The organism is Pseudotabrizicola sp., from assembly GCF_030656345.1.
Taxonomy (GTDB): domain Bacteria; phylum Pseudomonadota; class Alphaproteobacteria; order Rhodobacterales; family Rhodobacteraceae; genus Pseudotabrizicola.
On record NZ_JAUSNR010000026.1, the window covers coordinates 156,060 to 178,216 of the forward strand.

Here is a 22,157-nt window from a genome sequence, read left to right on the forward strand (position 1 = left end):
CAGCCATCGCCTGCGGGGGTGGGTTGCAACCGGAAAGGCCCGGTCAGATCTTCATGTCAAAGCCCAGATGCTTGGCCACGGTGAAGATGTCCTTATCCCCCCGGCCACACATGTTCATCACGATGATATGGTCCGCAGGCAGGCCGGGCGCGATCTTCATCACATGCGCCAAAGCGTGGCTTGGCTCCAACGCCGGAATAATCCCCTCCAGCGCGCAGGACAGCTGAAACGCCTCCAGCGCCTCGGCATCGGTGATGCTCACATACTGCGCCCGCCCCACATCATGCAGCCAGGCATGTTCCGGCCCGATGCCGGGATAGTCGAGGCCCGCGCTGATGCTGAACCCCTCAAGGATCTGCCCGTCCTCATCCTGAAGCAGATAGGTGCGGTTGCCATGCAGCACACCGGGCCGCCCGCCGGTCAGGCTGGCGCAATGCTCCATCCGGGCGTCCACACCCTTGCCGCCCGCCTCAACCCCGATGATCCCGACCGACGGATCATCAAGGAACGGATAGAACAGCCCCATCGCGTTCGACCCGCCGCCAATCGCCGCGATCAGGGTATCGGGCAAACGCCCCTCGCCTTCCTGCGCGGCCAACTGCCAGCGGACCTCTTTCCCGATGATCGACTGGAAATCGCGCACCATCGCCGGGTACGGGTGCGGCCCCGCCACCGTGCCGATGCAATAGAACGTGTCGCGCACATTGGTCACCCAGTCGCGCAGCGCATCGTTCATCGCATCCTTCAGCGTGCCGCGACCGCTCGTCACCGGCACCACCTCTGCCCCCAGCAGACGCATGCGGAACACGTTGGGCGCCTGCCGCTCCACATCATGCGCGCCCATATAGACCACGCATTTCAGCCCGAACTTGGCGCAGACCGTCGCGGTCGCCACCCCGTGCTGGCCCGCCCCGGTTTCCGCGATGATCCGGGTCTTGCCCATGCGCCGCGCCAGAATGATCTGCCCCAGCACATTGTTGATCTTATGCGCGCCGGTGTGGTTCAGCTCGTCGCGCTTCATATAGATCTTGGCACCGCCCAAGTGCTTGGTCAGCCGTTCCGCATAATACAGCGGCGAGGGGCGGCCCACGTAATGGGTCCACAGATCTTCCATCTCGGCCCAGAACGCCGGGTCGGTCTTGGCAAATTCGTAGCGCTCTTCCAGCTCCAGGATCAGCGGCATCAGCGTTTCCGACACGAAGCGCCCGCCAAAAATGCCAAAACGCCCGGCCTCATCCGGCCCGGTCATAAAGCTGTTGATTCCGTCCTCGGCCATGGCGCGCGTCCCTCTGTGTCCCGGTCAGACTACCTAGCGCGCCGACCGGGTCGGGTAAAGCCGCGCGATGCTCCGGTGATGACGCTTTCGTTATCACGCGGCCTGAAACTCTGGCGGAAACCGATACGTATCCACCCCACAACGGCCACCACGGCCACCCAAACCAAATCGGAGTGACACCATGACACGCATCCTGACCGCCCTTCTGGCAACCGCTGCCCTGACCGCGCCCGCCTATGCGCAAACCGCGCTTGGCCTGACCGGCGACCGCACGCTGGTGATGATCGACACGGAAACCGCCGCCGTGACCGGCACGGTCGAGGTACAGGGCGTCACCCGCCTGCACGGCATCGACTACCGCCCCGGCACCATGACCGTGATCGGCGTGACCGATGAACAGGTCATCGTCACCATCGACCCGATGACGGGTGAAACCACCCCGCTGTCGACCATGAACACCATGATGGAGATCGCGGATGGCGCGACCGTCATCGTCGATGTGAACCCGGCAGCCGACCGCCTGCGCTTCATGTCCGGCACCACCAACCACCGCATCAACATGGACACCGGCGAAGTCACCGTGGACGGCGGACTGACATGGGAAGCAGACGATGCGAACGCGGGCTCCGGCCTGATGATCGCCGCCACCGCCTATAGCAACAGCTATGGCAAACCCGAAGGCACCGCGATGTACAACATCGACACTGGCCTGTCCGCCCTCTTGCAGCAAACCGCACCGAACGATGGCACCAACGCCAGCATCGGCATGGTCGGCGCCACACTCGACGGCCCGGTCGGTTTTGACATCGGCACCACCGAAGACGGCACCAACACCGCATGGCTGGCGGCAAATGGCGGGCTGCACACGGTTGACCTCGCCACCGGCGCAGTCATCCAGTCCTGGGCCATCACCGGCACCGATGAGGTGCTGCGCGACCTGACCATCCTGCCCGCTATGTAAGCCCGCCACGCAGGACAGACAGTCAAAGGGGGGCAACATGTTGCCCCCCTTATCATGTCTGACCCGCCGCATTCATCTTGACAAAAATACTCCCGCCGGAGGCACCCGCAGGCGTCCCCAGCGCAGCCGCCCCAAATTCAGCGCAGCCTCGGCACCGCAGGCGCGCGGGTCGCCGCAACAAAGGCCGCAACCCGCGCCGCATCCTTCACACCCGGCGCAGACTCGACCCCCGATGACACATCCACCTGCCGCGCATTGGTCAGCCGGATCGCCTCGGCCACGTTGTCCGGCGTCAGCCCCCCGGCCAGCATCCACGGCCGCAGCCAGCGCCGCTGCGCCACCAGCCTCCAGTCGAACGACAGCCCGTTGCCACCCGGCAGATCGGCATTCTTCGGCGGCTTGGCATCAACCAGAATCTGATCCGCCGCCAGCGAATATTCCAGCACCTGTGCCAGATCCCCCTCATCGGCCACACCCACCGCCTTCATCACCGGCAGGCCATAGCGGGCGCGGATTTCGGCCACGCGTTCCGCGCTTTCATGGCCATGCAACTGCAACAAATCCAACGGCATCGCCTCGGTGATCGCGTCAAGGCTCGCGTCATCGGCGTCCACCACCAGCGCCACCTTGGCCAGCCCGACCGGAGCACTCAGCGCCAGCACCCGCGCCTGCGCAATCGTCAGATGGCGCGGGCTTTTCGGGAAAAACACCAATCCCATATAGGCCGCCCCCGCCGCCGCGACAGCCGCCACATCTTCCACGGTCCGCAGACCGCAGATCTTGACCCTGATATCAACCATAGGAAATCAGCCCGCCTTGCGCTGGTCCAGGATCGCCAGCACATCATCGCGCTGTTCCGGCTTGGTGTCGCGCATCACTGCCAGTTCACGCTCCAGCTTGGACACTTCGCGGGATTTGCTGCTCATCTCGGCCCGGTATTTGTGCTCGCGGAACCATTCCCAGACAAAGCCGATCAGCACGCCCGCCAGAATGCTGGCAAAGATCACCACATACAGCGGCAGATCAATCTGCCAGCCAAAGCCGGAAAACGCCGCCAGATCATCGGGCAAGACCCGCAGCGTCACCGGGGCGCGGTTGGCCAGCGCCACGGTCAGCAGGGTGATGGCAAGCACGGCCAGCCACAGATAGCGCAGATAACGGATCATGGACAAACTCCCGGTGGCAGGTCTGGGACCAAGTATCGGCATTGCAGCCGCCCGGCGCAAGGGGTGCGCGTGTCACAGTCCGGGCAACAGCGGCCTCAGCCCTTGCCGTTCAGCCGGTCGCGCAGCAGCTTGCCGGTCTTGAAGAACGGCACCTTCTTGTCCTCGACCTCCACCGCTTCGCCGGTGCGGGGGTTGCGGCCGACACGGGCATCGCGCGCCTTGACCGAGAACGCGCCAAAGCCGCGCAGCTCTACCCGGTCCCCCTTGGCCAGCGCCTCGATGATTTCTTCAAACACCGTGTTGACGATGCGCTCGACATGGCGCTGCGTCAGATGCGGGTTTTCATCCGCAATTTTCTGGATCAGTTCCGAACGGATCATCCGAAGTGTCCCCCCTGTGGCCGGCTCGCGCTGCGATCACGCAAATGCTGCTGCCACGTTAATTATTGTGATCCGACTATAGGCAAAAAAAACGGCGTCACACAAACGAAAAGGCAGGAATCCCCGTAAGATACAAAAAGGCCCCGCCTTTCGGCGGGGCCTTTCATCAACAATTGAGGTCAAAGCCTCAGTTCTTGTCGCCTTTCAGCGCTGCGCCAAGGATATCCCCCAGCGATGCACCCGAATCGGACGAGCCATACTGCTCAACCGCTTCTTTCTCTTCGGCGATCTCGCGTGCCTTGATCGACAGACCCATGCGGCGGGTTTTGGCGTCGATGTTGGTGACGCGCACGTCAACCTTGTCGCCAACCTGGAACCGCTCAGGGCGCTGGTCGCCACGGTCACGGCTCAGGTCGCTGCGGCGGATGAACGACTTGGCGCCGTTATACTCCACCTCGACGCCACCCTCTTCGATCGCGGTCACTTCGACCGTGATCACCGAGCCGCGCTTCACGCCATCAACCGCATCGGTAAAGGTGTCTTCGCCCAAAGCCTTGACCGAGAGAGAGATACGCTCTTTCTCGACATCGACTTCAGACACGGACGCCTTAACGGTGTCACCCTTGCGATAGTTTGCAATGGCATCTTCGCCGCGCTGGTCCCACGACAGGTCGGACAGGTGAACCATGCCGTCGATGTCGTTGTCCAGACCGATGAACAGACCGAATTCGGTGATGTTCTTGACTTCGCCTTCGATGGTCGAACCCACAGGGTTGTTCTCGGCGAACACTTCCCACGGGTTGCGCTGGGTCTGCTTGAGGCCGAGCGACACACGGCGCTTGGCGCTGTCGATTTCCAGCACCATGACGTCGACTTCCTGAGAGGTCGACACGATCTTGCCGGGGTGCACGTTCTTTTTGGTCCACGACATTTCCGACACGTGAACCAGACCTTCGACACCGGCTTCCAGCTCAACGAATGCGCCGTAATCGGTGATGTTGGTGACACGGCCCTTGTGGACCGAGTTCAGCGGATAGGCGCGTTCCACCGCATCCCACGGATCTTCCTGCAGCTGCTTCATGCCAAGGCTGATACGGTGGGTTTCCTTGTTGATCTTGATGACCTGCACTTTGACAGTCTCACCAATGGCAAGGATTTCCGACGGGTGGTTCACACGACGCCAGGCCATGTCGGTCACGTGCAGCAAGCCGTCAACGCCGCCCAGATCAACGAACGCACCGTATTCGGTGATGTTCTTGACCACGCCATCGACGGTCTGACCTTCGGTCAGGTTGCCGATGACTTCGGCCCGCTGCTCGGCACGCGATTCTTCCAGGATGGCGCGGCGCGACACAACGATGTTGCCACGGCGACGGTCCATTTTCAGAATCTGGAACGGCTGCTTCAGACCCATCAGCGGGCCAGCGTCACGCACCGGGCGGACGTCAACCTGGCTACCGGGAAGGAAGGCAACAGCGCCGCCCAGATCGACGGTAAAGCCACCTTTGACACGGCCAAAGATCGCGCCATCGACGCGGGTCTCTGCGGCATAGGCTTTTTCCAGACGATCCCAGGCTTCTTCGCGCTTGGCCTTTTCACGGCTGATCTGGGCTTCCCCGCGAGAGTTTTCCACGCGGTCCAGATAGACCTCGACTTCGTCGCCGACATTGATGTCAGGCTGCTCGCCGGGGTTGGCAAATTCTTTCAGATCGATGCGGCCTTCCATCTTGTAGCCGACGTCGATGATGGCCTGGCCCGCTTCGATTGCGATGACCTTGCCTTTGACAACAGATCCCTCTTCGGGCGTGTCAATTTCGAAGCTTTCCTTCAACAGGGCTTCAAAGTCTTCCATGGTAGCTTTAGCGCACATATGCAGTTTGTCCTTTTTCGTGGTTTTCTGGCCTTGCGGTTGGCTCCGCCGGTCTTTGATCCGCCTGGCAGAACAAGAACACGGCCCATGAAAACGGCCATAAGACTCCTGTCAGGATGCGCGGCCTATATCCAAAGATCACGCCAAGGGCAAGACAAACAGGGGCGATCAGCCCGGATCGGCACGGATGCCCAGCCTGTCCGGTGCAAATCCGGCCCCGGCAAAGATCGCCAGTACCTTTTGCGCAAACCCCGCCCCCGAGACGTTCAGGCAATTGCGCGCGAAATACCAGAACAGGAACCGCGCATACTCCGGCTCCGGTCCGGCCAGCGCGCGGGCAAGCGCCTGCGGAAAATCTTCCGGCTGGCGGACCGTTTCGGCCAGATGCTGAAAATCCGACGGCCCGAACAGAATGGCGGGCCTGCGCTGCAAAAATCCCTCGATCGCGCAGGCAGAATTCATGCTGACCGTCGCCACCGAGGCCGCGATCATATCAGTCACATTCGCACTGGTCGGGGTGACCGGCAGCCCGTCGGCCACAACCCGGGCAATCACCCCGGCATCATGCTCGACCGCCAGCGGATGCGGCTTGACCAGCACCGCCCGCCCCCCTGCCCCCTGCGCCACCGCGCGCAGCATCGCCTCTCCGCTCGCATAGGTCAGCCCGTATTCCTCCGGCAGCGGACCCTGCAGAAAGACCGAGATCGCCCCCGCCGGAAACCGGCTCAACTCGGCCTCCTGCTCCCGACGCGACCGCCGCTGCGCCGGATAGCGCGCCTGCATCCGTTCATAGAACGCGCGGGCAGGCTGTGTCCTCACACGCGCCGGATCAAACGCCCGCGCCCCGATGCTGCTTTCCGCCAGAACGCCCACAGGGTCCAGATGCCAGAACGGGTGCAGATAGGCGAGCGCGGCATTCAGAACCCCCGGCCCCCGCGCCCGCCCGGTATCCAGAATATGCAGATCCCCGTCATCATAGGCCAGCGTCTCCCCGCCCTGAAACGGCCCGTCCCGGCGGTCGCGCACCGCAATGGTTGCGCCAAGCGGCACCAGCGCCGCTTCGATCCGGCGGTACAGCAGCAGATGGCGGGTGTCGCGCCAATCGTCGCGGTGACGCCCCGGCAGATGAAACACGATGCGCGCCTGCGCCATGGCCGGTCTTCCCTTGCCGCGATCCTATGTCGCGCAGCCATAGCGCAGAAGCGTGGCCGCTGCACAGACGAAACCGAAGGGCCATTGACCCAACCAAAGACAAAGGCGCGGCATCCATCGGATGCCGCGCCTGTTCAAAGCCATAAGTGGTCGCGGCCCGTCGGGTCAGGCGACCTCGGTCACCAGTTCTGCCATCGGCTTGCGCACTTTCTTCATGCCTTGCAGCCAGTCACCTTCCGCGGCGCGGTAGCCCAGCGGCATCAGCGTGACAGAGCGCAGGCCCAGCGCGCGCAAACCAAGGATCTCATCCACGGCGGCCGGGTCAAACCCTTCCATCGGGGTCGCATCCACCGCCTCGAACGCGGCAGCGGTCAGGCCGATGCCAAAGGCGATATAGGCCTGACGCGCGGCATGTTCGAAGTTCACCTCGGCGGTGCGGGGCAGCAGCATCGACTTGAGGTTGTCATAGTAATCCGACACGGCCGAGCGTGGGATACCGCGCTCTTCGACCAGCTGATCGACCACGGCGTCAATACGTGCAGCGGTGTAATTGTCCCAAGCGGCAAACACCACAACATGGCTCGCATCGGTGATCTGCGCCTGATCATAACCCACAGCGCGCAGCTTTGCCTTGACCTCGGGGTTGGTGACCACAATCACCTCAAACGGCTGCAACCCGCTGGAGGTGGGGGCGAGGTTGATCGCCTCAAGAATGCGGTTAACCTTGTCTTGCGGAACCGGCTTGGACGGGTCCATTTTCTTGGCGGCGTAGCGCCAGTTCAGTTTTTCGTTCAGCATGGGATAAATCGCCTTGTTGTCGCAGGCCCGTCCTTGGGCCGCCTGTCGGCTATCTTAAACCGTATTCAGAGCAGCTTCCCGCAGAACCATCGTGCACGCGCGCACAAGACCTGTTCAACCGCGCGGCATCACCGCCAGCCGCGCCCGTACCACTGCCACCGCGCGCGCAATCGCGGCCTCTGCCGTCAGCTCAGAGGTGTCGATCATCACCGCATCCGCCGCCGGCCGCAGCGGCGCATCGGCGCGGTTCATGTCGCGGTCATCGCGCTCACGCACCTCGGCCAGCACCCCGGCAAGCGGGCGCTCGCCCGCCTCTCCGCCCAGCTCCAGCCAGCGCCGCTGCGCCCGCACCTGCGCACTGGCGGTCACAAACAGCTTCACCTCCGCCTCGGGGCAGATCACCGTGCCGATGTCGCGCCCGTCCAGCACCGCCCCGCCGTCCCGCCGCGCAAAGCGGCGCTGAAACGCCAGCAAGGCCGCCCGCACCTCGGGATTCACCGCCACCCGGCTGGCCGCCTGGCCCGCGCCCAGCGTGCGCAGATCGTCGCGGGCCAGATCCTCAGCCGTCAGGCTCTGCGCCGCCAGCACCGGATCGCCGCCCTTGACCCCGACCGCGCGGTACAGCGCCCCGGTATCCAGATGCGCAAAGCCAAAGGCCTCCGCCACCGCGCGGCTGATCGTGCCCTTGCCCGCCGCTGCCGGCCCGTCGATGGCAACTGTAAAGATCATGCGTGCCCTCTTATTCTGCCAGACCGGGACGGGTTTCGTCCTGAACGCCTCCGGCGGGAGTATTTCAGAAAGCTGCAAATCCAGAGCGACCCTGTGCATTGCACCTTTCTGAAATACTCCCGCCGGAGGCATACGCCGGTTCCGCCCGGCGCAGCCTCAATCATCCGCGCCGGATCGCAGCCCCAAGCCCGTTCATCAGCCCCTCAAAGATCGGGAAAGACGTGACGATAGGCGACGCGTCATCGACCGACACCGCCGCCTTCGCCGCCATCCCGGCAATCAGGAACGACATCGCAATCCGGTGATCCAGATGGGTGGCACAGACAGCCCCCCCCGGCATACCGCCCGCGCCCATGCCATGCACGATCAGCGTATCCTCATCTTCCTCGATTCTCACGCCGCAAGCCTCAAGCCCCCGCGCCATCGCGTCAATCCGGTCAGATTCCTTGACCCGCAGCTCTTTCACCCCGCGCATCACCGTCCGGCCGGTGGCAAAGGCCGCAACGACCGACAGGATCGGATATTCGTCGATCATGCTGGGCGCACGGTCGGGGGGCACCTCTATCCCGCGCATGTCGTCCGAAAACCGCACCCGCAGATCGGCCACCGGCTCGCCACCCTCTTCCCTTGGGTTCAGAAACTCAATCTGCGCGCCCATCTCGGCCAGCGTGATATACAGGCCGTTGCGCGTCAGGTTCTGGCTGACGCCGGGCACCAGAATGTCGGACCCCTCGACAATCAGCGCCGCACAGGTCGGGAACGCGGCAGAGGACGGGTCGCGCGGCACCGCCACCGTCTGCGGGCGCAGCTCTGGCCGGCCCTTCAGGGTGATCACATGCCCCTCCGGCCCCTGTTCCACCGACAGCTCGGCCCCGAAGCCCAGCAGCATCCGTTCGGAATGGTCCCGCGTCGGCTCGCGCTCGATCACCACCGTCTCACCCGGCGCATTCAGCCCGGCCAGCAGCACCGCCGATTTCACCTGCGCCGACGCCACCGGCAGGGCATAGCGCACCGGCACCGGGGTCGCGGCCCCCACCACCGTCATCGGCAAGCGGCCACCCTTGCGGCCATAGGCTTGGGTGCCGAACAGCGACAACGGGTCGGTCACCCGCCCCATCGGCCGCTTGCGCAAAGACGCATCGCCGGTGAAGGTCGCGGTCATCGCCGTGGTCGCCATGCAGCCCATGATCAGCCGCACCCCGGTGCCGGAATTGCCGCAGTCGATCACATCCGCCGGTTCCATGAACCCGCCCACGCCCACACCATGCACCGACCAGCTGCCAGCGCCATGCTGCACCACATCCGCCCCAAACGCCCGCATCGCACGCGCGGTATCCAGCACATCCTGCCCTTCCAGCAGCCCGGTGATCTTCGTCTCCCCCACCGCCATCGCGCCAAAGATCAGCGCCCGGTGCGAGATCGACTTGTCCCCCGGCACCGCAGCGGTGCCGCGCAGCGGCCCGCATTTTGCGGAAGTCATCGGTTGTGCATCGCCATGGCCGGACATCATCTTCTCCCGAATGTGAACGCCCGCCTGATAGCGCAAGCAGATGCGGCGGTCCATGGGGGGTTGAACCGCGCGGCGCAAAGCGCATATCGCTGCGGTATGAAACGCCGGAAATTCCTCAAAGGAGCTGCCTTTCTCGCTGCCCTGGGCATCGGCGGGGGGGCTTCCGGCATGGCTTTGTCTTCATCCCGCAACCGCTATTATGCTGGCCAGCCCTCGGACCATTTCGACGGGGTGCGGTTCTTCAATCCGGGGGGCACGCCGCTTTCGGGCTTCAGCGATGTGCTGAAATGGCAGGTCAACGGCGCACGCGCCAGATGGCCCGCTCAGGTGCCGGTCGCCGCCACCAGACCTGCCGCACAGGTGCAGGATCTGACCATCACCATGGTCGGCCACGCCACGCTGCTGATCCAGACGGCAGGGCTGAACATCCTGACCGATCCGGTCTGGTCAGACCGCGCCAGCCCGCTGGCCTTTGCCGGGCCGAAACGGGTGGCCGCCCCCGGCATCGGCTTTGCCGACCTGCCAAGGATTGATGCCATCCTGCTCAGCCACAACCATTATGACCATCTTGACCTGACCACATTGGCCAGCCTGCATGCCGCCCACGCGCCACAGATCATCACGCCGCTGGGCAATGATGCGATCATCCGCAGCACGGTGCCCGACGCGCGCATCACCACCGGCGACTGGGGTGATGCGGTGCCGCTTGGCCCGCTGACGGTGCATTTTGAACCCTGCCACCACTGGTCCGCGCGCGGGATCGGCGACCGCTCGATGGCGCTCTGGGCGGCCTTCGTGATCGCCGGGCCTACGGGCAAGCTACTGCACATCGGCGATACCGGCTTTGACCAAGGCCGCCCCTACCGCGATCTGGCCGCAAAACACGGGCCCCTCCGCGCCGCCATCCTGCCCATCGGCGCGTATGAGCCACGCTGGTTCATGCAAGGCCAGCACCAGAACCCGGCCGAGGCGGTCGAGGGGTTCCTGCTCTCAGGTGCCACCCATGCCATCGGCCACCACTGGGGCACCTTCCAGCTGACGGATGAGCCGCGCGAGGCGCCGCTGACCGCGCTGGAGTCCGCGCTGACCGCCAAGGACATCACCGCCGACCGTTTCCGCCCCCTCGCCCCCGGCGAGGCTTGGGCGATCCCGCAGATCTGACCGGGATGGTCAGGCCACCAAGACCCGCACACACGTCATGACGTAAACCATACGCAAACCATACGCGGATCAGACCTCAATCATACCAGGAATTTCGCCCGTTTTCAAACGCTTGCGCCCCCGGAACCCGGTCACGCAAAACCACCCCATCCCACCAGCCCCAAGCACCACCTGCCGGCCAACTCCCTCCCCCTCGTGGGGGTCGGGGCATGCCGCGTCAGCCGGCCACCTCAGCCCTTGCGCAGAAACGTCAGGTAATGCGGCGCCCGCCCCTCGCGCAGCGCCTTTTGCTCATAGCGGGTGGAAATCCAGTCGTCCCACGCCTCGCCCTCGCCGGTCTGACGGATCAGATCGAACCCGGCGACCGGCACCTCTTCCAGCGTCTGGCGCACGTAATCTTCAATATCCGTCGCCACCCGGAACTCCGCCCCCGGCTTCATCACCCGCGCCAGCAGCGCCAGATAGCCCGGCGTCACAAAGCGGCGGCGGTGGTGGCGGGCCTTGGGCCAGGGGTCGGGGTAGTTCAGAAAAACCTTGTCAACACAGGCGGTTGGCAGCACATCAAACAGATCGCGCACATCGCCGGGATGCACCCAAAGGTTCGTCACCCCCGCAGTCCTGATCTTGCCCAGCAGCATGGCAATGCCATTCACGAACGGCTCACAGCCGATGATGCCAACCTGCGGATAGAGCGCGGCCATATGCACCAGATGTTCCCCGCCGCCAAAGCCGACCTCTACCCACAGCGGGCGCGGGGTGGGAAACAGCGTGGCGATGTCCAGCGGCGTGCGGTCAGGGTTGTCCTCGACCGTAACCCCCGGCAGGCGCAGGCTTTCCAGATCGTTTTCCAGATAGTCCTTCTGGCTGGCGCGCAGGGTCTTGCCATGCACCCGGCCATAAAAGTTGCGGCGTTCCGTTGGCTCGGCCATGCAGATTGATCCTGTTTCCGGTTCTGGCGCGCCTGATGTCAGGCCGGGCCGTTCGGGTCAAGGCTTGGCATGGCGCGACGCGCCGCCGCGCGCGCCCGGAAGGCCCGGGCGCGCGCAGGTCTATGGTCAGACGGCGTTCTTCAACGCCTCCACCAGATCGGTTTTTTCCCAACTAAATCCGCCATCTACGTCCGGTGCGCGACCAAAATGGCCATAGGCACTGGTGCGGGCATAGATCGGCCGGTTCAGGTTCAGATGGGTGCGGATGCCACGCGGCGTCAGGTCCATGCAGGCGGCAACGGCGCGCTCGATCGCCGCCGCCTCCACCTGCCCGGTGCCGTGGGTATCAACATAGATCGACAGCGGTTCCGCCACGCCGATGGCATAAGACACCTGCAAGGTGCAGCGGTCGGCCAACCCGGCGGCGACCACATTCTTGGCCAGATAGCGCGCGGCATAGGCGGCCGAGCGATCCACCTTGGTCGGGTCCTTGCCGGAAAATGCGCCACCGCCATGCGGGGCAGCCCCCCCGTACGTGTCCACAATGATCTTGCGCCCGGTCAGCCCGGCATCCCCATCCGGCCCGCCGATCACGAAAATGCCCGTCGGGTTCACGTGCCACTTCGTCGCCTCGGTCAGCCAGCCATCCGGCAAAACCTCACGAATATAAGGCTCTACAATCGCGCGGATATCGGCAGAGGTCTGGGTTTCCAGCGCATGTTGTGTCGACAGCACGATGGATGTCACCTCAACCGGCTTGCCATCTTCATAGCGCAAGGAAAGCTGCGATTTGGCATCCGGGCCCAGCGTCGGCTGTTCGCCCGATTTGCGCACTTCGGCCAGACGGCGCAGGATGGCTTGGGCATACTGCAGCGGGGCCGGCATCAGTTCCGGCGTCTCGCGGCAGGCATAGCCGAACATGATGCCCTGATCGCCGGCCCCGTCCTTATCCACGCCCTGCGCGATATGGGCCGACTGCCCGTGCAGATAGTTCTGCACTTTCAGCGTCTTCCAGTGAAACGCCTCCTGCTCGTAGCCGATGTCGCGGACACAGTCGCGCACGATGCACTCGACACGCTCCAGCATGGCGTCGGTGGCTTGCTTGCTTGACAACCCCACCTCGCCACCAACCACCACGCGGTTGGTCGTTGCGAAAGTCTCGCAGGCGACGCGCGCATTGGGGTCTTCGGTCAGAAAGGCATCGAGAATGGCATCCGACACACGGTCACAGACCTTATCAGGGTGCCCCTCGGAAACGGATTCCGAGGTAAATACGTAATTCTTACGGCTCATTGGGGTCGTGCTCCATTTGAATGATCCCTGCCACGCCAGGAAGCCGTTGTGGCAGTTCAGTCAGGTGCCTAAGGCCAATGGCCGGGTGCGTCAAGCAACGCGGGGGCCGCGGCGCAGGAATGAAACTCCAATTAGAGCGATCAGCCCCAGAATCGCGAAGGCGTCCCCCCATCGTGCATAAGGCGTCATCGCCAGCGCGCCCGGAACCAAGGGCACATCCAGATAGCCCGCCGTGCCAAACGGCAGCGACTGCACCACGCGCCCGCGCGCATCGATCACCGCCGTCACCCCGGTATTGGCCACGCGGATCAGCGGCAGCCCCTGTTCAATCGCCCGCAGCCGCGCCTGCTCAAAGTGCTGAAACGGCCCGGTCAGCGTGCCGAACCACGCGTCATTGGTGATCTGCAGCATCCAGTCCGGACGCTCAGGCGCGCTCCGCGCAATCTGCGGGAACACCGCCTCGTAGCAGATCAGCGGCAAGACCTTGCCAAGCGCCCCCCCCAGATCAATCACCTGCGGCCCGGTCCCCGCCGAATAGCCATTGCCGACCTGCGCCGCAAAGGCCCCGATGCCGAACCAGTCCTGCATCAGATCACCCATCGGCATGTATTCGCCAAACGGCACCAGATGGAACTTGTCATAGGTGGCGCTGACCTGCCCGTCGCCTTCCAGCACGCGCAAGGAATTCCAGCCCCGGTCACCCTCCACCCGCTGAATGCCAATCGCCACCCGGTTGCCGCCCGAGGCGTCGGTGATGATCGGGGCCACTTCGGGCGAATATTCCAGCAGATAGGGCACCGCGGTTTCCGGCCAGATCGTCAGATCGGCGGGCGTGGCGGCGCGGGTAAACTCCAGCTGGCGCTGGAACAGCATTCGCGCCTGATCCGGGTCCCATTTCAGATGCTGCTCGGCATTGGGCTGCACCAGCCGCAACGATGCTGCCCGCACCGCAGGCTCCGGCTGGTTCAGGTGCCACAGGCCAAAACCCGTACCCACCAGCACCATCGCGGCGGCAACCCCCGCCCCCCACCAACGGTGCAGCAGTGGCAGCGCGGCCAGTGCCAGCGTCACCACCGTCAGCCCCGTCGCCCCCCACAGCGAAACCGTCTGCACCACCGGCCAGTCGTGCCACATATGCCCGACCAGTGCCCAGGGAAAGCCGGTCAGGATATAGCCGCGCAACAGCTCCACCACGCCAAGCGTGGCGGCAAGCGCCAGGGGCCGGATCGGAAAGCGGCTGGCAAGCGCCGCCGCCGCCGCCCAGAACAGCCCGAAGCCAAAGGCCATCAAGACCACCGCAAACGGGGCCATCCAGCCATAAACCACCGGGTCAATCAGAAACGGCGACACGATCCAGTTGAGCGACGCCCCGAAATACCCCGCCCCCACCAGCAGCCCGGCCCATGCGGCACCCGCCGCCGACGCAGGCCGCGCCATGCGGACCAGCGCCCAGACCAGCGCCGGAAACGCCAGATACCAGGCCGAAAGCGGCGCCTGCCCCAAAGCAACCGCCACCCCCGCCAGCAGATCAAGCCCCGCCTCCCGCCGGACCGGAGCGAACGCAAACAGCCTGCGTCGCAGAGTCAAGATGCGACCTTCTCCATCAGGGAAGACACAGGCATCGAAGATGCGGCGACCGCCGCTCCGGGTACCTCGGCCACAACCGGATCACGCTGACTTCCCGGCAGACGCACCCGCAACCGCTTGATCCGGCGCGGATCGGCGTCAACCACCTCGAACTCCGCCCCCGATTCGTGCGGCACAATCTCGCCCCGCACCGGCACCCGCCCGATGCGCACAAAGACCAGCCCGCCCAGCGTGTCGATCTCGTCATCATCTTCGCCGTTGCGCAGCTTCATGCCGATAACGGCCTCAAACTCCTCCAGCGGTGCGGTGGATTGCGCCAGAAACACGCCCGGCTTTTCCTCTTTCCACAGCAGGCTTTCGTCCTCGTCATGCTCATCCTCGATCTCACCGATCACGGTTTCGATCAGGTCTTCGATGGTCACCAGCCCGTCCACCCCGCCATATTCGTCAATCACCAGCGCCATATGCACCCGTTCACGCTGCATCTTCTGCAGCAGCACGCCGATCGGCATCGACGGCGGTGCAAATAACAGGGGCCGCAACAGCTTGCGCAGCGAAAACCGGCCCGAGGACCCGAACCCGTGCTGCAGCGCCAGATCTTTCAGCAAAACAAGGCCCTGCGGATGGTCAAGCGTGCCCTTGTAGACCGGCAGCCGGGAAAACCCCTGTTCGCGGAACACTTCGACCAGATCATCGCGACCGATGTCGATGGGCACGGCGGCGATATCAACCTTGGGGATTGCCACATCATCCACCCGCAGCCGGCGCAGGTTGTTCAGCCCCGGCACAGACGCGCCCCCGTTTGGCACCGTCGGTGCCGGGTCATCCGACCGGCCACCCGCCGGACTGTCAGCCCCGGAAAACACACCCATCAACCGTCCGAACAGACTTCTACTCGGAGGTTGATCTTCTTCGGTCTGTAAATCAGACGGCGCGCCCTGCGCCGCCGTAGACCCGTCGTTACTACTGCCCATCGGTCCTTATCCAGAAAAGCACCCAAAAACCGGGTGCGCCATCAATATGGGTCATCAACCCCAAGGGTGGCAAGTATCGCCACCTCATGTTTTTCCATCAGTGCCGCATCGGCATCATCAATGTGATCATACCCCAGCAAATGTAACACCCCATGAACAACCAGATGCGTCACATGATCCGCCAGCGGCTTGCCCGCCGCCCCCGCCTCACGCGCGCAGGTGTCATAGGAAATCGCGATATCGCCCAGCGACCACGGCTCCGCCGCCTCACCCGCCAAAGGCCGCGCCGGCTCAATGCCTGCCCCCTCGGCCAAATCCTCCGATGGCCAGCTCAGGACATTCGTCGGCACCGGCTTACCTCGAAACTCTGCGTTCAGCACCGCAATCCGCGCGTCATCGCAGCCCATCACGCACAGCGAGAATCCCTGCTGCGGCAGGCCCAGCCCCGCCAGCACCGCCGACGCCGCACGCACGGACAAGGGCTCCAGCCCCAACGCCTCCCATCGGGCATCCTCAATCACACAATCGACCAGCGGTTCCATGCCCGCGCCCTACCCCAAGCGACAGCGTCGGGCAAGCCAATCGGCGGCCGGCCTCATCATCTGTTCGTAAATATCCTCGGGGGGTCCGGGGGGCAGACAGCCCCCCGGCGCTTTCAGCAGGCCCCTGTCTCAGGCCTGTGGTGCCTCATCGGCCTCATAGGCCTCGATGATCCGCGCCACCAGCGGGTGGCGCACCACGTCTTTCGAGGTGAAGTAGTTGAACGTCACCCCGCGCACACCGGCCAGAATCCGCTCGGCATCGGCCAGCCCGGACGGCATCCCGCGCGGCAGGTCAACCTGTGTACGGTCGCCGGTGATCACCATGCGGCTGCCTTGCCCCAACCGGGTCAGGAACATCTTCATCTGCATGGTGGTGGCGTTCTGCGCCTCATCCAGCACCACAAAGGCATTGGCCAAGGTCCGCCCGCGCATAAAGGCCAGCGGTGCGATCTCGATCCGCTTTTCCTCCAGCAGCTTCTGAACCTGCTTGGCGGGCAGAAAATCGTTCAGCGCATCATAGAGCGGCTGCATGTAGGGATCGACCTTCTCTTTCATGTCGCCGGGCAAGAACCCCAACCGCTCCCCCGCTTCCACAGCAGGACGCGACAGGATGATCTTTTCGACCGCGCCCGACACCAGCATGGTCACGCCGACCGCCACTGCCAGATAGGTCTTGCCGGTGCCCGCAGGCCCGATGCCAAAGCCCAGTTCGTGACTGAACAGATTGGCGACATAGGCTTTCTGCGCTTCGGTCCGCGGCTCGACCGGCTTTTTACGGGTGCGGATTTCCATGCCGGGGTTGAACAATTCAATCTGTTCGCCCTCAGGGCTCAGAGTGGCCTGACCCAGACGCATCGCGCCGTCAATATCGCCGGCGGCGACCGTGCGACCGGATTCAAGCCGGGCATAAAGGCTGCGCAGCACGGCTGCCGCCTGATCCCGCGCGGACTTGTCCCCGATCACCGCAAGGCGGTTGCCCCGCCGCAGAATGTGAACGCCCATCTGGTGTTCCACCTGTGCAAGATTGCGATCAAACTCGCCGCACAGGTCAATCAGCAAACGATTGTCCGGAAATTCGAGAACAGATTCGATCATGTCCTCGGGTTTGGTCGGGGGGGTCAGCGCGCTGATGCCCAATGAGGTCTCCTTACAGCTAGGGCCTGTATGTATCGTGCGCCGCGTCACATGATCTGGCAAGCATCGATTTCGTATCGAGCAGAGTTTATATCCAGCCAGCGCACGGAATTGTGACAACCGCCCAAAACGCAGGCACCGCCGGATCTGACCCACAAACCAGTAAAAGGGGCCACGGTTCCCCGTGACCCCCAAATAACGTGCCGCAGCAATGCGTCAGTTGGTGCGGCGCACCACGGTGCGGATGCCCGGGCCGGGCACATAATCGCGAATCCCCGGCGAATTGGTCTGATAGTTTCTGATGACCGTTCCCGGCGGGAAGTGGTTGTTGCAGACCGGCAGACCCGACACCGGGTCAAAACGCGGGCTGGAATAGCCTTCGACACCGTCGTCCATGATCCAGTTCTGGCAGCCGTCAGGGTCATAGGCGATCGCCGCATGCCCATGGCGCAGAACGCCCGAATCGCGCCCTTTATCGACTCCGGTCGCAATAACCGAATCCGGGCCGCTATAGGGCGTCAGGCCGTCGCTCACGCAACCGCTCAGGGCCAAGGCCGCCAGTGCTGCGCTGATTTTGAATGTGTTGTTCATGCTGATCACCACCGGTAGCAGACGACTTCGACCCGACGGTTCTTCTGCATTCCGGCAGCAGAGCTGTTCGAGGCGACGGGCTGACGCTCGCCATAGCCGATTTCGCGTTCCACATGCGCCCCGACCGACCGGGCCACATTGGCGACGGCGGCGGCACGGCGCTTGGACAGGCCCATGTTGTATTCATCCGATGCCCGGCTGTCGGTATGGCCATAAACGGCATAGCCAAACGCCCCGGCGTTCTGGAAGAACGACTGCAACCGCGACCGGCCCTGCGCCGTCAGCTTTGCACTGTCAGTCGCAAACAGCTGGTCGGTGTTTTCCACCAGACAGGTGTTGCGCTTCAGGCAGACCGGCTTGCCGTCCTTGGGATTGCGGCGCGGCACCATATAGCCCTCAAGGCCGCCATCGGCCCACCAGTGCATGCAACCGTCATCGTCGATCCACACGCCCCATTCGATCTTGCCGACAACTTCGGGGGCACCCTGCGCATATGCGGATGTCACGCCCGACATGCCGACAGCCAGCGCCGCGCCCCCAAGGATCATCCGCACCGCTTTGGAAAACCGTTCCACAGCCGCAACCCCCGTTCATACCAATTCACAAGCAGAATTATGGTACAAGAATTGACGTCGAGAAAAAGTGAAGTAAAGCGAAATCTGAACAATTCAGGGCATTTATACGGCAGAGTTTGGGCAAGCCCCCCGCATCTGCCGCAGCATCTTGTGTCATTGTCGCCGCGACAAAGACAAACCCCGGCCTGCGGCCAGATTGATCAGGTTCAGGAAATTCTGACCGCCGACAACGAGTTGGCTGACGAAGCTAACACCCGCACCCGCGCCAGTTCGCCCACACGCCCGGCCTCATCATGGACATGCACCGCATGCAGGTGGTCGGACTTGCCCACCATCTGCCCCGGCTGACGCCCGGGCTTTTCATACAGCACCGTCACCTCACGCCCGACCATCGCTTCCTGCCCCGCGCGCTGCTGGTCCAAGATCAGCGCCTGCAATTCCTGCAGACGCCGGTCGGCCACCGCCGCCTCGACCGGCGGTTTTTCCGCCGCCGGGGTGCCGGGCCGGGCCGAGTACTTGAACGAATAAGACTGGCCGTACCCCACCCGCCGCACCAGATCCAGCGTGTCGGCAAAATCGGCATCGGTCTCGCCGGGAAAGCCCACGATGAAATCGGACGAAAACAGCGTATCGGGCCGCACCGCGCGGATACGGTCGATCACCCGGAAATAGTCATCCCGCGTGTGCTTGCGGTTCATCGCCTTCAAGATCCGGTCCGACCCGGACTGCACCGGCAGGTGCAGATAGGGCATCAGCTGCGGCACATCACCATGCGCCGCGATCAGGTCATCATCCATGTCATTGGGATGGCTGGTCATATAGCGCACACGCTCCAACCCCTCAATTGCCGCCAAGGCCCGGATCAGCCGGCCCAAAGTCCAGGCGCCGTCCTCGCCCGCGCCGTGATAGCCGTTCACGTTCTGACCCAAAAGCGTGACCTCACGCACGCCGCGCGACACCAGATCGCGGGTTTCGCGCAAGATCCGGTCCACCGGGCGGCTGACTTCGGCACCGCGCGTATAGGGCACGACGCAAAACGCGCAGAACTTGTCGCAGCCTTCCTGCACCGTCAGAAACGCGGTCGGCCCACGCAGGGCCTTGCGCTCCGGCAGATGGTCAAACTTGTCCTCGGCTGGAAACTCGGTATCCACCTGCGGCCCCGTAGCCCGCGCCAGAGCGGGCAGCCGGTGATAGGCCTGCGGCCCCACAACGATATCGACCAACGGCATCCGCCGCTGAATCTCGGCCCCTTCGGCCTGTGCCACGCAGCCCGCCACCCCGATCTTCAGATCGGGCTTGGCGTCCTTCAAGGGCCGCAACCGCCCCAGATCGGAAAACAGCTTTTCACTGGCCTTTTCGCGGATGTGGCAGGTGTTCAGCAGCACCATATCCGCGTCTTCCACCACGTCGGTCAGCGTATAGCCATCCGCGCCCATGGCCTCGGCCATACGCTCGCTGTCATAGACGTTCATCTGACAGCCATAGGTCTTGATGAACAGCTTCTTGGCATCAGACATGGGCTACCCCGCCGTGGATCAGCGCGCCTTCTACCGCGAAGCGGCCCCGGGCGCAACGCAGGCCGCAGATCGGCGACCAGCCCCTTGCAATGCGCGCGCCCTTCGCCGATTCTGCCCAAGATCAGCGGGCCAGCCATCCGCAGCGGAGGATACATGCGCCACAGCGGACTGACCCCCTTTCTGACCACCGCCCGCGCCATCATCGGCAAGGGCCCGGTCGCGGTGATCATGGCCGAAGACGCGGTCGAGGTGGACACCACCCTGCGCCACCTCCAGACCGCCGGCTTCCCGACGATTGTGCTGCTGGCCCCGGCCGAGATTACCCTGCCCGCCAGCGTTGCGGACAAGATCCACCGCGTCGATCATGACGTCCATGCCGAAGGTGCGCTGGTCAGCGCCGTCAACCGCATCATCGAGGCGGTGCCGGGTGTCTGGCTGTTCTACGGCTACAACGCCGAATACCTGTTCTACCCGTTCTGCGAGACCCGCAATGTGCTGGAACTGCTGGCCTTTCACACCGAAGAACGGCGTGATGCGATCCTGACCTACACCATCGACCTTTATGCCGGCGATCTGAACCTGTCGCCCAACGCCGTGTCGCTGTCGGATGCACATCTGGACAGGTCGGGCTATTACGCCCTTGGCCGCGCCGACCCGCTGAACCACAATCACCCCAAGGAACGACAGCTCGATTTTTTTGGCGGCCTCCGCTGGCGGTTTGAGGAACACGTCTCGCCCCAACGCCGCAAGATCGACCGGATCTGCCTGTTCAAGACGCGCCCCGGCCTGACCCTGCGCCCCGATTTCACCCTGTCGGATGAAGAGATGAACACCTATGCCTGCCCGTGGCACAACAACATCACCACGGCGCTGGTGTCGTTCCGCACCGCCAAGGCCCTGCGCACCAACCCCGGCTCGCGCTTTGACATCCATGATTTCCGCTGGCGCAACTCGACCGCCTTTGAATGGCACAGCCAGCAGCTGATGGATCTGGGGCTGATGGAACCGGGGCAATGGTTCTGACCCGTCAGGCCGCCCGCGCAGCCGGGACGGAACCACTTTGCGTTTCAGGCGTTTAACGCGTGGACAGGCCCGACGACAGACCTGTGTCGCCGGGGCCGCATCGTCCGAAAGGAAACACGCCATGCGCACCCTGACTTTTCCGCTTCTGCTGATTGCCGGCCTCGGCGTTGCCGCCCCCGCGAGCGCGCAGGATTTCGGCGACATCCTCTCGGGTGTCGCAAAATCGCTGGTCACTCAGGAACTGGACAAAACCGCCTTCACCCAGGCGCAAAGCCAGAACACCGTCGCCGCCTATCGCGGCTATCTCTCGCAACATCCGCAAGGGGCCTACCGCGCCAATGCCGAACGCGCGCTGCGCAGGCTGGGGGCCTCGGTCACGGCGCCCGCCCCGGCGGAACCCGCCCCGCCGCTCAGCGGCCCGGCCCGCGCCGCCGCAGCCGAGGCGGACATTGGCCTGACCCGCGCCCAGCGGGTGCGTATTCAGACCCAGCTCAGCAAACTGGGCTATCCCACCGGCGTGGCTGACGGGCTGTGGGGGTCAAACACCCGCGCCGCCATCGGCCGCTGGCAGACCGCCAACAAGCTGACCTCCACCGGCTATGTCACTGCAGCGCAGGTCACCCTGATCGACCGCCAGTCCGGTCCGGTCGCAGGCCCTGCACCGACAACACCCGACCCGGACGCCGTGGATGACCGCACCGAAGAGCGTCTGCTCAGCCTGACCGTCGCCGAACGGCGCGAGGTGCAGCGCCGGCTGACCACGCTGGGCTACCGGACCGGCGGCGTCGATGGCGTCTTCGGGGCCAACACCCGCAACGCCCTGTCGGCCTGGCAGCGCGACGAAGGCCTGCGCGCCACCGGCTACATCACAGCCGACCAGCTGCGCGAACTGCGCCGCCAATCCGGCGTTTAGGCCAGCAAAGGCTGGCATCGCAGCATTGGCGGGCCGGACCTTGCGGTCAAAGGCCCGCCATCCTGCGGGTGAGACC

Annotated in this window: 22 protein-coding genes and 1 riboswitch; of the genes, 4 read left to right on the top strand and 18 right to left on the bottom strand. The window is 64.1% G+C overall.

The window, feature by feature from the left end; all coding sequences use genetic code 11:
- Positions 1 to 43: 43 nt before the first annotated feature.
- Positions 44 to 1,276: a tryptophan synthase subunit beta gene (gene trpB / locus Q7J44_RS15925; RefSeq protein ID WP_304881536.1), complete on the bottom strand. Its 1,233-nt coding sequence runs from the start codon at positions 1,274 to 1,276 to the stop codon at positions 44 to 46.
- A gap of 181 nt (positions 1,277 to 1,457) precedes the next feature.
- Here trpB and Q7J44_RS15930 point away from each other — a divergent pair, with 181 nt between their 5' ends.
- A complete protein-coding gene (locus Q7J44_RS15930; RefSeq protein ID WP_304881537.1) occupies positions 1,458 to 2,237 on the top strand; it encodes a DUF4394 domain-containing protein in 780 nt (259 codons plus the stop codon).
- A gap of 137 nt (positions 2,238 to 2,374) precedes the next feature.
- On the opposite strand, the gene Q7J44_RS15935 is transcribed toward Q7J44_RS15930, so the two are convergent.
- The 8 genes from Q7J44_RS15935 to aroA all read right to left on the bottom strand — a co-directional run bounded on the left by Q7J44_RS15935 (position 2,375) and on the right by aroA (position 9,839).
- Positions 2,375 to 3,037, bottom strand: a complete 663-nt coding sequence (locus Q7J44_RS15935) for a phosphoribosylanthranilate isomerase (protein WP_304881539.1) — start codon at positions 3,035 to 3,037, stop codon at positions 2,375 to 2,377.
- A gap of 6 nt (positions 3,038 to 3,043) precedes the next feature.
- Positions 3,044 to 3,403: a lipopolysaccharide assembly LapA domain-containing protein gene (locus Q7J44_RS15940; protein WP_304881541.1), complete on the bottom strand. Its 360-nt coding sequence runs from the start codon at positions 3,401 to 3,403 to the stop codon at positions 3,044 to 3,046.
- Between the two features lie 95 nt (positions 3,404 to 3,498).
- Positions 3,499 to 3,783: an integration host factor subunit beta gene (ihfB, locus tag Q7J44_RS15945; RefSeq protein WP_135429377.1), complete on the bottom strand. Its 285-nt coding sequence runs from the start codon at positions 3,781 to 3,783 to the stop codon at positions 3,499 to 3,501.
- A 187-nt stretch (positions 3,784 to 3,970) separates the two neighbouring features.
- Positions 3,971 to 5,713 carry a 30S ribosomal protein S1 gene (gene rpsA / locus Q7J44_RS15950; RefSeq protein WP_304882010.1) on the bottom strand — a complete coding sequence of 581 codons (1,743 nt, stop codon included), beginning with the start codon at positions 5,711 to 5,713 and terminating at the stop codon, positions 3,971 to 3,973.
- A 108-nt stretch (positions 5,714 to 5,821) separates the two neighbouring features.
- Positions 5,822 to 6,805, bottom strand: coding sequence for a hypothetical protein (locus tag Q7J44_RS15955; protein WP_304881544.1), 984 nt, complete (start codon positions 6,803 to 6,805; stop codon positions 5,822 to 5,824).
- Between the two features lie 165 nt (positions 6,806 to 6,970).
- Complete coding sequence (locus Q7J44_RS15960; protein WP_304881546.1) at positions 6,971 to 7,603, bottom strand: NAD(P)H-dependent oxidoreductase; 633 nt, start codon at positions 7,601 to 7,603, stop codon at positions 6,971 to 6,973.
- A gap of 114 nt (positions 7,604 to 7,717) precedes the next feature.
- Positions 7,718 to 8,332 (bottom strand): d(CMP) kinase, encoded by a 615-nt coding sequence (locus tag Q7J44_RS15965; RefSeq protein WP_304881548.1) that lies wholly within the window; start codon positions 8,330 to 8,332, stop codon positions 7,718 to 7,720.
- A gap of 160 nt (positions 8,333 to 8,492) precedes the next feature.
- Positions 8,493 to 9,839, bottom strand: coding sequence for a 3-phosphoshikimate 1-carboxyvinyltransferase (aroA, locus tag Q7J44_RS15970; protein WP_304881550.1), 1,347 nt, complete (start codon positions 9,837 to 9,839; stop codon positions 8,493 to 8,495).
- Positions 9,840 to 10,010: 171 nt separating this feature from the next.
- On the opposite strand from aroA, the gene Q7J44_RS15975 reads away from it, so the two are divergent.
- Complete coding sequence (locus Q7J44_RS15975; RefSeq protein ID WP_304881552.1) at positions 10,011 to 11,003, top strand: MBL fold metallo-hydrolase; 993 nt, start codon at positions 10,011 to 10,013, stop codon at positions 11,001 to 11,003.
- Positions 11,004 to 11,233: 230 nt separating this feature from the next.
- On the opposite strand, the gene Q7J44_RS15980 is transcribed toward Q7J44_RS15975, so the two are convergent.
- From Q7J44_RS15980 to miaB, 9 genes are all read right to left on the bottom strand, one after another.
- Positions 11,234 to 11,932, bottom strand: coding sequence for a tRNA (guanosine(46)-N(7))-methyltransferase TrmB (locus Q7J44_RS15980; protein WP_304881553.1), 699 nt, complete (start codon positions 11,930 to 11,932; stop codon positions 11,234 to 11,236).
- A 126-nt stretch (positions 11,933 to 12,058) separates the two neighbouring features.
- Positions 12,059 to 13,225 (bottom strand): methionine adenosyltransferase, encoded by a 1,167-nt coding sequence (gene metK / locus Q7J44_RS15985; RefSeq protein WP_304881555.1) that lies wholly within the window; start codon positions 13,223 to 13,225, stop codon positions 12,059 to 12,061.
- An 8-nt stretch (positions 13,226 to 13,233) separates the two neighbouring features.
- A riboswitch (SAM-SAH riboswitch) is annotated at positions 13,234 to 13,283 on the bottom strand.
- A 32-nt stretch (positions 13,284 to 13,315) separates the two neighbouring features.
- Positions 13,316 to 14,812, bottom strand: a complete 1,497-nt coding sequence (gene lnt, locus Q7J44_RS15990; protein ID WP_370693019.1) for an apolipoprotein N-acyltransferase — start codon at positions 14,810 to 14,812, stop codon at positions 13,316 to 13,318.
- A complete protein-coding gene (locus Q7J44_RS15995) occupies positions 14,809 to 15,786 on the bottom strand; it encodes a transporter associated domain-containing protein (protein ID WP_304881556.1) in 978 nt (325 codons plus the stop codon). The genes lnt and Q7J44_RS15995 overlap by 4 nt, the downstream gene beginning before the upstream one ends.
- A 41-nt stretch (positions 15,787 to 15,827) precedes the next feature.
- Entirely contained in the window at positions 15,828 to 16,328 is a 501-nt protein-coding gene (gene ybeY / locus Q7J44_RS16000) for an rRNA maturation RNase YbeY (RefSeq protein ID WP_304881557.1), read from the bottom strand.
- A 129-nt stretch (positions 16,329 to 16,457) separates the two neighbouring features.
- Positions 16,458 to 17,465: a PhoH family protein gene (locus Q7J44_RS16005; protein ID WP_370693020.1), complete on the bottom strand. Its 1,008-nt coding sequence runs from the start codon at positions 17,463 to 17,465 to the stop codon at positions 16,458 to 16,460.
- 213 nt (positions 17,466 to 17,678) lie between these two features.
- A complete protein-coding gene (locus Q7J44_RS16010; protein ID WP_304881559.1) occupies positions 17,679 to 18,053 on the bottom strand; it encodes a hypothetical protein in 375 nt (124 codons plus the stop codon).
- 5 nt (positions 18,054 to 18,058) lie between these two features.
- Positions 18,059 to 18,628 carry an OmpA family protein gene (locus Q7J44_RS16015; protein WP_370693021.1) on the bottom strand — a complete coding sequence of 190 codons (570 nt, stop codon included), beginning with the start codon at positions 18,626 to 18,628 and terminating at the stop codon, positions 18,059 to 18,061.
- Positions 18,629 to 18,834: 206 nt separating this feature from the next.
- Positions 18,835 to 20,145 (bottom strand): tRNA (N6-isopentenyl adenosine(37)-C2)-methylthiotransferase MiaB, encoded by a 1,311-nt coding sequence (miaB, locus tag Q7J44_RS16020; protein WP_304881561.1) that lies wholly within the window; start codon positions 20,143 to 20,145, stop codon positions 18,835 to 18,837.
- 153 nt (positions 20,146 to 20,298) lie between these two features.
- On the opposite strand from miaB, the gene Q7J44_RS16025 reads away from it, so the two are divergent.
- Together Q7J44_RS16025 and Q7J44_RS16030 are read left to right on the top strand one after the other, a co-directional pair.
- Positions 20,299 to 21,168 (top strand): hypothetical protein, encoded by an 870-nt coding sequence (locus Q7J44_RS16025; RefSeq protein ID WP_304881563.1) that lies wholly within the window; start codon positions 20,299 to 20,301, stop codon positions 21,166 to 21,168.
- A 121-nt stretch (positions 21,169 to 21,289) separates the two neighbouring features.
- Positions 21,290 to 22,081, top strand: a complete 792-nt coding sequence (locus Q7J44_RS16030) for a peptidoglycan-binding protein (protein ID WP_304881564.1) — start codon at positions 21,290 to 21,292, stop codon at positions 22,079 to 22,081.
- Positions 22,082 to 22,157: the final 76 nt, after the last annotated feature.